This is a genomic window from Desulfoluna sp. CLI2B (assembly GCF_056847375.1).
Genome location: NZ_CP186557.1, coordinates 3664640 through 3680214, shown reverse-complemented (window position 1 = coordinate 3680214; position 15575 = coordinate 3664640). Strand labels below are relative to the sequence as shown.

At 61.4% G+C, this 15575-nt stretch carries 15 protein-coding genes and 1 pseudogene; 3 read left to right on the top strand and 13 right to left on the bottom strand.

The genetic code is table 11. The annotated features are described in order from the left end of the window. Nucleotides 1–171: 171 nt before the first annotated feature. Nucleotides 172–756, bottom strand: a complete 585-nt coding sequence (gene mnmM, locus ACOYW2_RS17285; RefSeq protein WP_482767345.1) for a tRNA 5-(aminomethyl)-2-thiouridylate-methyltransferase MnmM — start codon at nt 754–756, stop codon at nt 172–174. A gap of 297 nt (nt 757–1053) precedes the next feature. Beyond that, a complete protein-coding gene (locus ACOYW2_RS17280) occupies nt 1054–2382 on the bottom strand; it encodes an NAD(P)/FAD-dependent oxidoreductase (protein ID WP_482767343.1) in 1329 nt (442 codons plus the stop codon). 609 nt (nt 2383–2991) lie between these two features. Here ACOYW2_RS17280 and ACOYW2_RS17275 point away from each other — a divergent pair. The 3 genes from ACOYW2_RS17275 to ACOYW2_RS17265 all read left to right on the top strand — a co-directional run bounded on the left by ACOYW2_RS17275 (nt 2992) and on the right by ACOYW2_RS17265 (nt 6104). Beyond that, entirely contained in the window at nt 2992–4026 is a 1035-nt protein-coding gene (locus ACOYW2_RS17275; protein WP_482767342.1) for a hypothetical protein, read from the top strand. Between the two features lie 307 nt (nt 4027–4333). Next, the gene (locus tag ACOYW2_RS17270) at nt 4334–4879 is read left to right on the top strand and encodes an REP-associated tyrosine transposase (protein ID WP_482767341.1); all 546 of its coding nucleotides are present in this window, start codon (nt 4334–4336) and stop codon (nt 4877–4879) included. 454 nt (nt 4880–5333) lie between these two features. After that, complete coding sequence (locus tag ACOYW2_RS17265) at nt 5334–6104, top strand: YaaA family protein (protein ID WP_482767340.1); 771 nt, start codon at nt 5334–5336, stop codon at nt 6102–6104. Nucleotides 6105–6389: 285 nt separating this feature from the next. Here ACOYW2_RS17265 and fliW read toward each other — a convergent pair whose 3' ends face one another. The 11 genes and pseudogenes from fliW to flgG all read right to left on the bottom strand — a co-directional run bounded on the left by fliW (nt 6390) and on the right by flgG (nt 15538). Beyond that, nucleotides 6390–6842, bottom strand: a complete 453-nt coding sequence (gene fliW / locus ACOYW2_RS17260) for a flagellar assembly protein FliW (protein WP_482415350.1) — start codon at nt 6840–6842, stop codon at nt 6390–6392. Between the two features lie 4 nt (nt 6843–6846). Then, nucleotides 6847–7179, bottom strand: a complete 333-nt coding sequence (gene csrA, locus ACOYW2_RS17255) for a carbon storage regulator CsrA (RefSeq protein ID WP_482415351.1) — start codon at nt 7177–7179, stop codon at nt 6847–6849. Between the two features lie 36 nt (nt 7180–7215). Continuing rightward, the gene (gene flgL, locus ACOYW2_RS17250; protein ID WP_482767339.1) at nt 7216–8505 is read right to left on the bottom strand and encodes a flagellar hook-associated protein FlgL; all 1290 of its coding nucleotides are present in this window, start codon (nt 8503–8505) and stop codon (nt 7216–7218) included. Nucleotides 8506–8835: 330 nt separating this feature from the next. Further along, the gene (locus ACOYW2_RS17245) at nt 8836–9459 is read right to left on the bottom strand and encodes a flagellar basal body rod C-terminal domain-containing protein (protein ID WP_482767338.1); all 624 of its coding nucleotides are present in this window, start codon (nt 9457–9459) and stop codon (nt 8836–8838) included. Next, nucleotides 9390–10169 (bottom strand): hypothetical protein, encoded by a 780-nt coding sequence (locus ACOYW2_RS17240; RefSeq protein ID WP_482767337.1) that lies wholly within the window; start codon nt 10167–10169, stop codon nt 9390–9392. Before ACOYW2_RS17240 ends, ACOYW2_RS17245 begins: the two co-directional genes overlap by 70 nt. Next, complete coding sequence (gene flgK, locus ACOYW2_RS17235) at nt 10109–11542, bottom strand: flagellar hook-associated protein FlgK (protein WP_482767336.1); 1434 nt, start codon at nt 11540–11542, stop codon at nt 10109–10111. Before flgK ends, ACOYW2_RS17240 begins: the two co-directional genes overlap by 61 nt. A gap of 3 nt (nt 11543–11545) precedes the next feature. Next, on the bottom strand, nt 11546–12034 hold the full coding sequence (gene flgN / locus ACOYW2_RS17230; protein WP_180143960.1) for a flagellar export chaperone FlgN: 489 nt from the start codon (nt 12032–12034) through the stop codon (nt 11546–11548). 195 nt (nt 12035–12229) lie between these two features. Beyond that, nucleotides 12230–12508: a rod-binding protein gene (locus ACOYW2_RS17225; RefSeq protein WP_482767335.1), complete on the bottom strand. Its 279-nt coding sequence runs from the start codon at nt 12506–12508 to the stop codon at nt 12230–12232. A 119-nt stretch (nt 12509–12627) separates the two neighbouring features. After that, a pseudogene (locus tag ACOYW2_RS17220) lies at nt 12628–13718 on the bottom strand (flagellar basal body P-ring protein FlgI). Nucleotides 13719–13756: 38 nt separating this feature from the next. After that, entirely contained in the window at nt 13757–14740 is a 984-nt protein-coding gene (flgA, locus tag ACOYW2_RS17215) for a flagellar basal body P-ring formation chaperone FlgA (RefSeq protein ID WP_482767334.1), read from the bottom strand. Between the two features lie 15 nt (nt 14741–14755). Beyond that, a complete protein-coding gene (gene flgG, locus ACOYW2_RS17210) occupies nt 14756–15538 on the bottom strand; it encodes a flagellar basal-body rod protein FlgG (protein ID WP_482767333.1) in 783 nt (260 codons plus the stop codon). Nucleotides 15539–15575: the final 37 nt, after the last annotated feature.

Below are 15575 nucleotides of genomic sequence, written 5' to 3'. Positions count from 1 at the left end.
TCGTAGGGTGCGCCGTGCGCACCGTCAATTCCCCAAAAAAGTGGATTGGTTAAGGCCGTTCGGGATGATGTGGGCTGCGGCCAGAGCCGTTGGCCTCGCGTAACGTTTTGTGGTGCAGGAGCCGCAGCCTACGCTTCGCGAGCCCGGCGTTTTTTATATGTGGGCGCGCATTTAACCCTTTGGCTTTGCTCGCTCCATGAGGAGAAGGGTCTCCTGGTTTCGCTCTTTGTTGGTGAATTCGTAGGAGGCGATGCGGAATTCGTCGTAGGGGACGGCTGCGGCCCAGGCTTTGAGCTCTTTCTGTTCAACCTGTCCCTGGGGGTGTCCTCCGTAGATGGCTATGGAGATGACGCCCCGCCTGTGGAGAAGGTCCATGGCGGTGCGGATGGCGGTAAGGGAGGTCTCGACCTGGGTGGTGACGGGTGATTCGCTTGCCGGGAGGTAGCCCAGGTTGAAGCTCACGGCCTTGATCATGCCGTGGGTGTCGGCGGGCAGGTGGTCGGCCATGGTTTCGTGCCCGGCGTGGAAGAGGGTGACCCTGTCCATGAGATCGGCTTTGGTGAGGTTTTTCGTTGCTCTGCCCAGGGCTTCTTGCTGGACGTCAAAGCCGTAAACACGGCCCTTTGGACCCACGGAGCGGGCAAGGAAACCGGTGTCGTAACCCGCTCCCACGGTGGCGTCCACAGCGATGTCGCCGGGGCTGAGAAAACGTTGCATGGTCTGTTGGGCGATATGGACAATGCCTTGAAGGGACATGGGACTCTCCGGACTGGTGGTACATCAAGGGGGACAGGCTCCAAAAAAAGAGAGCTGATCCACCCACACATTCTGACTGCTGGGTTGGGCTTATCACGGGCTGGCGGCACAGTAAACCATGAAGGCGCATTCCATTCGGATGCGCCTTTTTAACTGTTCAGGTGCTTACGGCGGGTTGTTTTTTTACAAAAGCTCCGCAAAAACGTTTCGATTACATGCCCGATACGTTCACAAGACCTGTTTGTCAAACTTTTTAAAAGTTTGGCCCCCGGCAGGGCCGCCGGAGGCTTTTTTTGATTACCCTTTTGTATCCATCCATCGTGCCACGGCATCGGCCACATTCAGGCCGTCCATGGCCGCGGAGACAATACCGCCCGCGTACCCGGCCCCTTCGCCGGTGGGGAACAGGCCCGGGGTGTCCGGGTGCATGAAGCTCCCTTTGTCCCTGGGGATGCGCACCGGGGAGCTGGTGCGGGACTCCACGGCGATGAGGGTGGCGTCCGGATGAGCAAAGCCTCTGTACTTTGTCCCGAAGGTCTGAAGGCCTTGGGCGAGGCTCTCCGCCACAAAGGATGGCAGGAGCCCGTGAAGGTCTGCCGGGTAGAGTCCGGGGATGTAGGAGGATGCCTTTAAGGTTGTGGAGGGGCGCTTTTCAAGGAAATCCTCCAATCGCTGTGCCGGTGCTTTTTGTGTGATGCCGTCTCCTGCGCTGAAGATTTTTTTCTCCACCGCTTCCTGGAACTCAAGGGCCGCCAGGGGGTTGGCCTTGGCGTTTTCAGCGAGGTCGTCCAGCCGCACCTCGGCCACGAGGCCGGCGTTGGCGTATTCCGCGCTTCGGTAGGAGAGGCTCATGCCGTTTAAGACCAGCTCGCCGGGGGCGGTGGCCGCGGGCACCACAAAGCCGCCGGGGCACATGCAAAAAGAGAACACACCCCGGCCGTTGGCCTGGCAGGCGATACGGTAGCTTGCCGCAGGCAGGTTGGGGTGACGGGTTTCCGTGCCGTAGAAAATGTTGTCGATGAGGGCCTGGGGATGTTCGATGCGAACACCCATGGCAAAGGGCTTGGCCTCAACCCGGATGTGTTGGGCGTGGAGCTGTCGGTAGATGTCCCGTGCCGAATGGCCGGTGGCAAGGACCACGGCGTCAGCGGTGAGGCTCTGGCCGTTTGCCAGGCCAACCCCTGTCATGCGCCCTTGGTCCACCGTAAAGGAGGTGACGTGGGATTCAAAGCGAATTTCGCCCCCGGCGTCTAGGATGCTCTCCCGCATGGCCCGGACAATCTTGGGCAGGACGTTGGAACCCAGGTGGGGATGTGCATCCACTCGGATGGATTCGGCGGCCCCGTGGCCAATGAACAGGTCCAAAACGCGGCCCACGTCCCCCCGTTTGCTGGAGCGGGTGTAGAGCTTGCCGTCGGAGTAGGTGCCTGCCCCGCCTTCCCCGAAACAGTAGTTGGAGTGGGGATCGACTTTGCCTTCGGAGTAGATTTTTTTGAGGTCGAAGCGCCGTGAGCGCACATCTTTTCCCCGGTCCAGCACCACCGGCCGGATGCCCAGCTCAAGCAGGCGAAGGGCGGCAACGGCCCGGCTCCCACCACGATGACCTCTTTGCCGGTGGGGGCACAAGGGGCAAAGGGGCGCAGGGATGGCTCGGCAAGGGGGCCTTCTCCTGCCTCGGCGCGGACGGAAAACCGGGGCGTGCGCCCCCTGCCGTCAATGGAGCGTTTCAACACCCGGTAGCAGAATGTTTTTTCATTGCACGGCCCGTAGGCTTCCATGAGCTTTTTTTTGACGGCCTCGGGGCTGTCGATTTCGTCCGGCGTGAGGCGAATGTCGATGATTTTTGAATCCATGGGGCTCCATATGGTCAGCAGCGGGAAAAAGTTCTGTCCTGCCTGCCGCTTGGTTGAGTAAGAATCAATGGGGTTATCAGGGTTTTGGAACCGATTGTCAAGGGTGGGGTGAACGCATGTGTTTTTTGTCTTTTACGGTCAATGAGGGTTAGAACATAAGCCCCCGGATTCACCATCGCCACCGGTCTTTATCCTCCAAGCCGACCACATTCGCTCAAGGGCTGGGCTTTTGGCTGTTCTGCGGCTGCCCGCTTGCTTAAAACAAAGGGGCATGCTTGTATGTCCCAAGTGTGCGTGTTTGCTTGATGAGCCGAACTGTTGCGAGGGATTCTTTCTTATGATGAGGCAAAAGATCACATGGGCGATGGCGATGGCGGTGGGTATGGTGTGGCTGTTGGCGCTGACCGGATGTGCAGGGAAGTCTGCGACCTACCCTGAGGGGCACCCCTGTGCCGGAACGGGCCAGCCCCGGCCCACCTGGATGCATGACGGCGGTACCCTTGACGGGACCTTCGTGGGGATAGGGAAGTCAGGACCCATGGAGGGCAATTTTTTTCTGCAGAAGATGAGTGCGCGGCAGATGGCCCTTGTGAACCTGCTCGATCAGGTCCAGGTGACGGTAGAGAGCAGCATGGAGCTCATGGAGAGTCAGGCGCAAACCACGGGCGGAGACCTCTCGGCCACCCGTCTTGCCACCCGTCGTCTTCGGGTGGCTTCCTCCCTAACCATGAACGACGTGACCTTCGCCGGAAGTTACATGGATCCTTCTTCCTGTACCTTGTGGGTGCGCTACACGATCCGGCGGGACACGGCGGAGAACCTGGTGGCGTTGAAGCAGGCCAAGGCCCTTCATCAGATGACCTATGACGAAGAGGCAGCCACACCGGCCCAGAAGCTTCGCTGGATCACCGACGCCCAGGCCAGGCTCCATGACGTCGATTTCTCCGTGTTGCCCAAAGATGCTGGCAACAGCAACCATCTCACCTCCCTTTTTGCGGCGCGAAAAACAGAGTTGGAACAGTACGTGAACCCGGGCATGGTCTGGATGCTCTCGGCCCCGGAGCCGCTCCGTTCCACCCTTGCCCCCCGTATTTCCAGCCTTGCCGAAGCCCACGGCGCCGTTTTTGTGGGTGCGCCCTGCCGTGAAGTCCATGCTTGCCTGGGCCAGGCCCGGGAGTATGCCGGGGACAGGCTCCTTTTAATCAAGGCCGCGTCCCGGATGCGCTCAGGAACCCTCGGGATGATTCAAGGAACGTTGCGCCTGGGGTGCACGCGTTTTGATGTCGGCACCGGTGCCCTTGTGGCCGCCCATACAACCGAAGGGAATGTGTTTGGTTTTCATGGCAAGGTGTTGGATTGGGCTGGCCTTGTGGAGAGGCTTCTTGATGACGAGGACATGGAGAATGTTGTGAAATAGCCGTGCTTTGCCCCCAGACGATATGATACGCCATGATGATCACGGAGGACCGGTGTTTCGTAGGGTGCGCCGTGCGCAACAAGAATCGCCCGAAGCGCCCGAAAAGCTGGTATCGGTTATGATGATGCGAAATTTTGTTGGACGCAAAAGCCGGTGGTTCGCGTTACGCCAAGCGGGCAGTGGGGTAAGCCATGATGGTGACGGAGGCCAGGTGTTTCGTAGGGTGCGCCGTGCGCACCGGAGAAGGTTACGAACACCGCCACCATCAACATAAACATTGGTTGTGATAAGACGAACGAGGTTGCGTATGCCCAATTACCGACGCGTATCAACCGCTGGCGCATCGTTTTTCTTTACGGTTGTTACCCACCACAGACAGCCCGTTCTCTGCGATGAGCCGGTACGGGTTGCCCTTCGAAACAGCATTGAGCGTGTCCGTGCCGTGGCCCCGTTTTCCATTGACGCGTGGGTGCTTTTACCGGACCACCTCCATTGCATCTGGACGCTTCCCGAGGGTGACGCCGATTACAGCAGCCGGTGGTCCCGCATCAAGCGGCATGTGACGACCTCCCGCGGAGATCGGTTTTCCCGCGAAGGCTTTTCCACAGAGTCCCGCAAGGCCCGCCAGGAAGGTACCTTGTGGCAACGGCGATTTTGGGAACATCGGATCCGGGATGAGCTCGACTTTGAAACGCATATGGATTACATCCATTACAACCCGGTAAAGCATGGGGTTGTTGAGCGGGTTGCGGACTGGCCGTGGTCTACATTTCATCGGCTTGTGGTCCATGGGGTCTACGATGGCGACTGGGGCGGGTGCGGGGAAGTCTCCGGCAATTTTGGGGAATGGTAGGGGCGCCGTGCGTGTTGAGGTCAGCCCGATAAGCCGGTGGTTTGCGTTATGCCAGGCGGTGCGGGAGCCAGTGGTTCCGCTTCGCGCCCCGGACGGTGGGGCAATCCATGATGGTGACGAGTGACCGGTGTTTAGTGGGGTACCATGGGAAACAAAATCCGGTGGACCGCGATACGCCGGGCGGTGAGGGGAAACCATGATGATAGCGAAGGATCGGTGTTTCGTAGGGTGCGCCGTGCGCACCGCAGATCGGTCAAAAAGCCGGTATCGGTTATGGTGATGTGAGATTCCATGGGAAATGAAAGCCGATGGTTCGCGTTGCGCCATGCGGTGCGGGAGCCGCACCCTACGCTTCGCATCCCCGGTCGGTGGGGTAAGCCGTGAAGGTAACGAAGGCCCGGTGTTGCGTAGGGTGCGCCGTGCGCACCGAAGATTTTTGATAAGGAGACAAGGTATGATGATTACGATTCTCGCACCGGCAAAACGGATGGAGTCTGGCGCACCGGTGTGGGCGGGTGAGGCGAAATCCTCTTTTTATGGGGAGATGACCCGGCAGCTCGTTGAGGCGTTGCGCGGTTATTCCGTGGACGAGATGAAATCGCTTATGAAGGTAAGCGACGGAATTGCCGAGAACACGGTGCAGCGGTTTCAGGGCTTTACCTTTGGTACCGAAGCGACCCCGGCACTTTTTGCCTACCAGGGGGACGCCTATCAGGGGCTGGATGCGGGGAGTCTGTCAGCCGAGGCCGTGGCCTGGGCCCAAGGACGGCTGCGGATTCTCTCCGGCCTTTACGGGGCCCTGTCCCCCATGACCGGCGTGGAACCGTATCGCCTGGAGATGGGGCTTTCCCTTCCGGGGTTCGGTGTGCTCTCCGGGTGGTGGAAAGAGGTCGTCACCGACCACCTTGCGGCGCTGATGCCCTCGGGCGGGGCGTTGTTGAACCTTGCTTCCGGGGAGTACGCCAAAGCCGTGGACAAAAAGGCAATTGGTAAAAAGGGCCGGTTTGTGGACGTGGCGTTTAAAGAGAAGACCGGAGAGACCTTGAAGGCCGTTGCCATCCACGCCAAACGGGCCAGGGGAGCCATGGCCCGGTGGATCATCGAAAACCGTATTGCCGACGTGGCGGAGGTCAAGGGGTTTGATGGAGGCGGGTACCGGCTTGACCCGGGAATCTCAACGGAGAACAGTTTGGTGTTTGTGCGGGATGCTGGCTGCAAGGAGTGATGAGCACCGGGGATCATTTGAAAAACCGGCAGCCCGCGTTACGCCGGACGGTGCGGGAGCCGCACCCTACGCTTCGCGAGCCCGGTGGATGCCGGTTGGGCTGAAAGCAAAGGTTCCCATGCCATGATGGTAGCGAAGGACCGGTGTTTCGTAGGGTGCGCCGTGCGCACCGATGGGCGCTCGAAAGGCCGGTATCGGTTAAGGTGACGCGAGGTGGCATGGGAAGCAACAGCCGGTGGCTCGCGTTATGATGTCTGGCGGTGCGGGAGCCGCACCCTGATATGTTTACCCCTCGGCTCGCTCCTCTTCCGCCGCAAAGATCGGGTGCTTGTGGGGGTAGCGGTCATCTGTGACCACCAGCTGCACAGCTTCGTTGACGCCGGTGTGGACGAGAAGGGGGCCTGCCAGGTTGGCGGTGATTTCCTCGGGGCGGTCGCTGCTGGCGTTGATGATGGTGTAGAGGAAGAGCTCTTCGGGTTTTTCCACTGCCCAGGCCATGTCCCGGACGGCGGCGTCCAGGTCGACGGTGTAGTCCCCCATAAAGAGGAAGGGGTCCATGAGGGCGAAGGCCAGGTCGGGGTCGTCCACGCACTGAAAGGAGAGGATGGGGTCGATCTCTTCGTGGGAGAGGAGGATAAACCTCTCTTTTCCAGGGAAGCCGGGCATGCCTTTGGGCATGGAGATGATTTTTTCTTCCTCGATGTCAACGGAACCGAATTGCAGGGTAGGAATGATCAACGTGTTACTCCTTGTTTGAGTCGCCCTTCAGCGGTTGCTTGGGGGTTACCACTCTTCGTCTTCTTGCCGCGGGCTTGCCCGTGGGCACGTCTCCGCTCTTTATCATCGTTTTGTTTTTCAGCAGGGACGCCGCATGGACCAGGGTGTTCCTGTTTCGCTTGGCGGCCTGTAAGTTCTCTTCTTCAATGCGTTCCACCACCTCATCGCGCATGATGGACACGTCCTTGGGCGCTTCCACCCCGATGCGGACGTTTCCTTTGCCGATTTCCACCACGTGGATGATGATGTCGTCACCGATACGGACTTTCTCGCCCGGTTTTCGTGTCAGTATGAGCATCCGGTGTTTCCTAATCTTGGGTCTCGATCGTTTCCGTTATTTTAGGTAGTTCAACAGACTCGTGTTGAGGAGCCGTGAAGTCGAGGCCAGGGCCGATTCATACCCGAACTGCTTGAGCTTGAGATCGGAGATGGCCCGCACCACGTCGGTGTCTTCCAACTTGGAGCGGGTGGCATCCTGGCTGATGTTGAGATCCTTGATAAGGTCGTGCCTTGTGTCCAGGCGACCGGCCCGTACCCCGGCTTCCGAGATGGAGCTCAGGATGTTGTTGTGGTCTGCGGCCAGCCGGGAGATGGACTGGTGGAGACCCTCTTTGTCGTTGCTGTTCAGGGCGGCTCGGAGCTCGAACAGGGAGTTGAAGACACCCCATTGGACGCCCCGCCTGCTCACCAGGGGCTGGCGGGAGGGCTCGGTGGCGATGTCGTCGGTGGAAAATCCCATGAAGGCCCCCACGGACTGGTGCCGGTTTTCACCGGTGCGGAACAGGACGGAGACCCTGTCGAGCTTGGCCGGGTCCAGGCCCTCTTCTTCGGCGATGGTGAAGGTCTGTTCGGACTCGTTCCAGGAGACGCGGTAATCGGCACCTTCGCCTTTGTCTGCCGAGGCCCGCTCCATGGCCATCTCCACGGCGTGGGCCAGGCCCTGGCGAGAGTAGGTGCCCGGGTCAACGAGGGCGGTGAGGACGGTCTCTTCACCGACCGCTGCCCCGGCTCGTTTTTCGGTGAAATCGAGGCAGTTGTTGGTCTCGTCGATGGTGGCCGTGTCTGAGGAGAAGACCTCTTCCCCGGCAAAGCCCACCACCATGTCGGACTGTGGCCCGATCTTGACGCGAAAGGGGGTGGCGTTGCCACGGTAGGCGATGGTGTTGGGCGAGTCCTCGTTGTCTGCCCGGAAGGGCCGTGTGTCGCTTCGGGTCCCGGAGAAGATGTACTGGCCGTCGATGCGGGTGTTGGACTGGTCCAGCACGCCTTTGATGAGTCCATCCACCTCCAGGGCCGAGGTCTGCAGATCGTCGTGGTTGGCGATGCCGTTGACCATGGAAATGGCGATTTCCTTGGCCCTGTCGATCTTGTCCCGCACCCGCACCAGAGACTCCTCACTGGCCTCCAGCCACAGGGTTCCCACACCCACGTTTCGCTGGAGTTGAGAGAGGTCGCTCATGTTGGTCTTCAGGGCGGCCACACGGCTGGCATCCACGGGGGCGTCGGAGAGCTTTCGGATCCGCTTGCCCGAGGAGATCAGGGAGTTTTTGTCGAGCACCTCCCGGTTCTTCCGGCTGATGTGCTCTTTGGACTGGTTGTACAGGGTCGAGGTCGCTACCCGCATGCATCACACTCATCACAAATGGGCCCTGCCGCCGGACGGAAGCTCGTCTCCCGTGTAAAGCCGCACAAGGCGAAGGAACTCTGGTTTGACCATATCAAGTACAGTTGGTATCGGCAAAGGGGGCCTGAAACCTGAGATTTGGTAAAGGCAAAAGGGTTCAAGGGCAAAAGGCGAATGGCCGTGGAGTCGCTTCGCTCCATTTGACTGAAAGGTTCTGTAACAATGAAATTTGGTTGACGCCACTCTTTCATCTTTGCATGTTTCCTTAGCCCTTAGCCCTTAGCCCTTAACCCTAGCCCTTAGCCCTTAGCCCTTAGCCCTTAGCCCCTCTTATCTCATATTCAACAACGTCTGCAGCATCTCATCGCTGGTGGTGATGAGCTTGGACGCCGCCTGGTAAGCCTGCTGGTGAGCGAGCATGCGCACCAGCTCTTCGTCCACGGAGACCCCGGAGACCGAATCCCGGATATCCGAGAGCTTTTCCACCATCATGCCCCCCATCTCCTTTTCTTTCCTGAAGCTCGACGCCCTCACCCCGATGGAGCCCAGCATGTCCCGGTAGAAGCCGTCCGGGGTGGTGGTGAGGCTTTCGGCCACGGCCCCGCGGTCCCGGGAGTAGGCGTAGTGGGGCATGGTGTTCTCCACGTGCTGCATGTCTGCCATGATCAGGGCGTTTTCGTTGTTGATCTTGCCGTAGTCCCCGGCAGCGGGCACAAAGGTCTCGGGCTCGGGGCGGAACCCGGTGAGCTCGGCCAGGGCAGGGGAACGGTCCCACCTCAGGGTGAGCTGCTGCAGGGGCGATCCGTCGTTTTCCGAGAATTCAAAGCGGTTTTCATTCTCCACGTAGCGCACCTTGTAGGGGCTGCTTAAGTTCGATGCGGCGTTCATGGCCTCTTCCATGTCGTGGGCCAGGGTGTGGAGGTCCCCCCGGGAGGTGAGGATGCGCGGATCCACGGTGATGGCTTTGGGGACGTCGTCTTCTTCGAAGTAGAGGACGGCCGGTCCGCCCGTGGTGCCGATTTCGATGGGGCGCACCTCCGGGTTGGTGATGTGTACTTTCGCTGGACATGGGCATCGGCCCCGGCGCCCGGACCCGTGCCGCGAGGGTCCTTCACCAGCTCGGCGATGTCGATGGTGGCCGCGTCCTGGCCCTTGAAGAAGGTGTTGAGGCCCAGGGCCGCTGCCACGCCGCCGTCCCGGGCCGTGCTGTCCGAGAAGGCAAAGGCCACGCCGAAGTCGGGCCGAAGCTCAAAGTTGCCCGTGTGGCTGATAAAGGCCTTAAGGCCCACGCCCGCGTCCATGGCCTGGCGGTTGAACTGATCGGCCAGGGAATCGGTGGTCCAGTGCCAGGAGGACTTCTGTTCCGAGGTGGTGTTTCCGTCGAGGTCCAGGGGCTGGCCTTCGGGGCCGGTCTTGATGACGAAGCTGTCCCCGTTCATCAGGGTGCCCTTGTCGATGGACAGGGTCATGCCGTCCACGTCAAATCGGGCCTCTTCGGGCTCTTGGATGCGAATGGTGCCTATGCCGGTGCTGTTTTTCCACTCCAGGACCATGGGGTTGTCCCGGGAGACGTTTTCGATGGAGCCGCCCCCTTCGATAACCGTTAAGGTGTAGCGGTCTTCGGCGCAGCGGGCCCGGCCTTCGGGAACGCCCCGCAACTCCACGGGGTTGGGGGCGCCGGTCTCCGAGGTGTTGAACTCAAAGACGTTGCCCCCAGGCGCCCTTTGCCGATGTCAAAGCCGATGCCCTCCACCGGGGGCGTGGTGGTGAAGCTGTTGGAATCGGTGACGGCAAACCGGCCCATGGCCACGGGGGTGTTGCCTTCCCCCAGGCGTTCCCACCGGAGGATGGGGTCGTCGGAGCCCGGGCCCTCCACGGTGATGCGGTAGCGGCTCATGGGCATGGCGCTTCCCGTAAAATTGGACGGGGTGGTGGTGGAGATACCGGTGTCCAGCTCCACGGCCGTTGCTGGATCGGGGCTGTTGAGTTTTTTTGTCCAGACCTTCATGCCCCCGTCGTAGTCGATGCGGTCGCCGTAGGCCAGGTTGTAAAGCTTGCCGCCGGACGGGGCCTCGGAGGAGGTCACGGCGGTCTCGTGGTAGCTTGTGCCCACGCCCTGGCTGTGGACCTTGTTGACGCGCCAGACCACCTCCTTGGCCAGGGCGTCCAGGTTCTGGTTCACCTCGGCGAGGATGTCGTCCTTCACCATGAGCCATCCCCCCAGCTTGCCGTGGGTGATGGCCCGGGAAACGTCCACGATGCCCCCGGCCGAGGTCTCCCAGCCCACGCTTCCCCGGTTGCTGGTGAGGTCGTAGGAGCGGTTGCCCACCACCAGGGGGTAGCCGTTGCTCGTCATGATGGAGAGGTAGCCCGTGGGCTGCTCCACGGTGTTGACGTTGAGGAACTCGGAGAGCTCGGTGACGAGCTGGCCCCGCACGTCCCGCTGGTCGTTGGCCGGGCGGGTGGATTCGGTGATGAAGATCTCCGTGTTGAGCTTGGCGATCTTGCCCAGGATGGTGTTTACCCGATCCACGGCGGCGTCGATGTCCTGGCCGACGTTTGTCTCCAGGCGGGTGAGGTCGTTGGACAGGGTGTTGAACTGGCCGGCAAGGTTGGTGGCGGACTCCAGCAGCACGGAACGGGCCGATGGGTCGTCCGGGTGGTTGGCCACTTCGTGCCACCCCTGCCAGAACTCGCTCATGAGGCTGCCCAGGTGGTGGTCCGAGTCCACGTTGAAGAGGGCCTCTAAGTTGTCGATGTAGACAATGGCCTCGTCGTAGGTGGCAAATTTGGACTTCTGGTCGGCCAGGCGCTCTTCCAGGCGCTGGTCGCAGTGGCGGTTGACGTGCTCTAAGGTGGCGCCGGTGCCGAGCTGGGTGCTGCCGATGGTGTAAGGCCGGTTGGTGGTGATGGTCTCGGTCTGTCGGCTGTAGCCCGGGGTGTCCACGTTGGCGATGTTGTGGCCGTTGACCGACATGCCCCGTCCGGCGGTTGCCAAGGCACCCTTGGCGATATCCATGGTGATGCGAAAGCCCATGCTTTAGGCCTCCCCGTGGATGAGCAGGGAGCCGCCGGGCTCCATGAGGTGGCGGTCCATGCCGTAGATCTTGGTGGCGGAGGTAGACGAGGTGAGCATCTGGATGATCTCCTCCACGGTCTCCAGGTAGTTCTCCACGAAGGAGACGCTGGTCTCGGCTATTTTCCGGATTTTGCCTTTGATGAAGATGATGGACTCCACGGAGCGGGCCACCATGGGCTCGTGTTCAGAGAAGAGCCGGGGGAGCTCTCGAAGGTGCATGGGCACGCTGCCCGTCTGGATGCCCAGGCGGGCGGAGGCCATCTCAAGGATCTCATCCCGCAGGGCCTCGATCTCCATGGAGAGGCGGCTCTTCTCTTCGGTGAAGGCCCAGAGGCGGTCCAGGGCGATGGAGGAGAGGCTGCGGCTCTCTTCGTCCACGATGGCGAGGAGCTCAGTGTACAGGGCTTCTTTTTTTGTTAGCAGGTCAATGATGGAGTGTTGTTCTGCCATGATGTCCCCCGTGACTCAGGTGGTGATGCATTCTAACGTCAAATCCGGTTCGGCAGGGCCTTTGAGAAAGGCGGTGCCTGCATGTATCGGGTGGCGCGGGGTGGGAAACTTTTTCCCGTCTGCGACCCGTATAGATATAAAGTGCATGTACCATGCCAGTTCATGTTCTTTTTGCTGCCTGTGGCCGTGGCCCGGCTATGGGGCTGGTTTTGCCGAAGATAGCCGGTGGGCCAGGGGCTCTCCCTGGGCGGCTGTGCGTTTACCGCCCAGGCGGGGCGCTGCGTCGGCGCTTTTTTCCGTGGCATCGAGTTTTTCCACCAGCTGGCGGTAGAGGAGGTCCCCCACGCCCAGGGGGCTCCGCTGGCTGGTTAAGTGTTCGGCCATCTGTTCGTCCTGCATGGACTCGTAGATTTTGCGGCCGTGGCTTCCGCCGAAGATGGGGTCGTCCCCCTGGGGACGCATCTCCTTGAGCATCTGGGAGACGAAGATGGCCTCAAAGTTCTGGTACGTCCTTCAGTCTGGTTGCTGGGTGCCGGGGCCGTTGGTCGGGCGGTGTGTGCTGAAAGGGATGAAACGGGCATGACGGCTCCTTATTAGATAATCACGAGGTCGGCCTGCAGGGCCCCTGCGGCTTTGATGCTCTGGAAAATACTGATCATGTCCCTGGGGCTGACGCCGATGGCGTTCAAGGCGTTGACCAGTTCCTGGATGGTGGTGCCCTTGGGCATAAGCATCACCTGGGCCTCCTCCTCGGTCATGTCCGTGTTCTTCTCTTTGGTGACCACGGTGTCGCCCCCTGCCAGGGCATTGGGCTGGGAGACGTTCTTTGTCTCGGTGACGGTGAGGGTAAGGTTGCCGTGGGCCAGGGCCACGGTGCCGATGCGCACGTTCTCCCCGATGATGACGGTGCCGGTTTTTTCGTTGACCACGATGCGGGCCGGGATATCCGGGGTGACGGTGAGGTTCTCGATCTTGGCGATAAACTCGGTGACGCGTCCCTGCATGTAGGAGGGCATGGTGAGCTGCACCGCACCGGAGTCCAGGGTCTTGGCCGTGTGCTTGCCGAAGGTGTCGTTGATCTTCAAGGCCACCCGGCTGCAGGTGGTGAAATCGGGGTTGTTCAGGTTCAGGATCATGCGGTGCTTGCGGGAGAAGCCGGTGTCGCGTTCCCGTTCCACGCTGGCCCCGTTTGAGATGCGGCCCACCAGCAGGTGGTTCTTCTTGGCCTTGGCCGTGCCTGCCCCGCCGATGGCAATGGCTCCCTGGGCCAGGGCCCGGGTCTCTCCGTTGACGGTCCTGAGGGCCGTGGGCAACAGGGTGCCGCCCCCTAAGCTCTTGGCGTTGCCGATGGACGAGACGGTGATGTCCAACCGGGTCCCTTTACGGGCAAAGGCGGGCATGGAGGCGCTGACCATGACGGCGGCGGCGTTGCTCAGTTTCAGGGAGTCCTTGTCCACCGTCACCCCCATGCGGGTCATCATGTTGGCCAGGGACTCCTGGTAGTTGTTCTTCTATCGCCGGTGCCGGCAAGGCCCACCACGATGCCGTAGCCGGTGAGCTGGATGGGAGCGGCTCCCTGGATGGAGGCGATGTCCTTGAGGCGCTCGGCCCGGGCCGATAAGGGTGCGGCCAGGAGCAGCAGGGCGGTGAGGATGACAGGGATGGTGAGCAGGTGTTTCTTCATGGTCTTCATTGATCCGGGCTATAGGGTAAATGGGCAGACTATAAAAAGGGCTCCACGCGGCGCTGGCCGATGATACGGCAGGTGACGGCTTTGCCGGAGCGGCTGTTCTTGACTTTGATGAAATCCCCCAGGCCGCCGGTCTCTTTGGCGATGCCTGTGGCGGTGATGACAAGGCCCCCTAAGCTGTACCGGATGCGGACGCCGTCGCCCCGCTCCACAAGGGGTTTGGCTTTGACCAGCCGGGCGGTGAGGCCGGTGCCGGAGGCAATGCCTCGGGTGGCGGTTCGTCCCACGGCCAGGGCCGGGTCCGTGAGGAGGTTTCCGCCCGAAGGGGGCACGGGCATAAGGGCCAGGGATACCTGGGAGGCGGTGAGGGTCTCGCCGCGTTGGATGTCCGAGGCGGCCACCACCACGTGTTGCATGGTGTGGGCTTCGCCGGAGAGGGTGAGCCGCCCTGTGGCAGCTCCGTCCACCGTGACGGAGACAGGCAGTTCGATGCGGTTCTTGCGGATACGGACCCGCTTTGTGTCCGGGGCAAAGGTCAGAATGCCCAGGGGCAGGGTGCGGCGTCCGGCGACCCGGAGCCCGGAGACGGAAACAGGGTCCTCCCAGGTGGACCGGGCCACGGCCTCCAGAAAGGGGAGGAGGCGCTTGTCGCTGATGCGCTGGCCTTTTCTGGCCAGGCAGACGCGGGCAGGGGCGGTGAGCCCAAGGTCCTGGACTCCGGCAAGCAGGGAGAGCTTTCGGGTCAGGAAGGTGCCCGGGACCACACGCTCTTTGCCGGGCATGGGCGCGTTGAACACGGTGGCGCTCCCATGGCGTTTCAGGGCAGCAGGGAGAGTGCCTGAAAAGAGGTCCGACACCCGCACGGTCGAGCCTGTCACCTCTACCCGGGGGCGCACGGCAGGGCCGCTTTGGGCGCACAGGGGCTGGGCAAGGGCCAGGAGCAGGGCCATGACCAGCAGGCACCAGGGCATCAGGTGCCCGCCGGTTACGGGGCGTGTATGGGAAAAGCAGATCACGATGGGGCCGCGTCCTTACCGTTTGAGGTTGTTGGCGGTTTCCAGCATGCGGTCGCCGGTCTGGAGGGCCTTGGAGTTGGCCTCGTAGGCGCGCTGCCCAACGATCATGGCCACCATCTCGTCGACGATGTTCACGTTGGACATCTCCAGGGACTGGTTGGTGAGGGAACCGAAGCCGTCGGCGCTGGCGATGCCCTCGATGGGCTCACCCGAGCCTTCGGTGGGGCGAAGCAGGTTGGCGCCCATGGCAAAGAGGCCTGCGGGGTTGGCAAAGTTGTAAAGGGGAATCTGGGATGTCATGAGCACGGTGTCCTCCTGGCCGTGGGCCGTGAGGGTGCCGTCGGCAGTGACGGTGACAAGGACCGTATCCGTGGGGATGGCGATTTCGGGCTGCAGCCGGTCCCCTGCAGGGGTGGTGATGAAGCCTTCGCTGTCCAGGGTGAAGTTGCCTGCCCGGGTGAAGACCTCCTGCTCGCCGTGGAGGATCTTAAAAAAGCCGTCCCCTTCGATGGCCATGTCCAGGTCGTTGCCTGTGTGGACGTAGTCCCCCTGGGTGAAGACCTTCTGCACGCTGGAGGGCTTGACCCCCATGCCCACCTGGATGCCCGTGGGGACCTGGCCGCCCGAGGGGGTGGGGGCCCCTGCGATGAGCTGGGTCTGGTACATGAGGTCCTGAAAGTTGGCACGGCTCTTCTTGAAACCCGTGGTGTTGGCGTTGGCCAGGTTGTTGGAGACGGTGTCGATGTGCATCTGCTGCGCGCCCATGCCCGATGCTGCTGTCCAGAGTCCTCTCATCATGATGTCTGCTCCCTTGCTGCTGGTTGGTCCGTGGTAT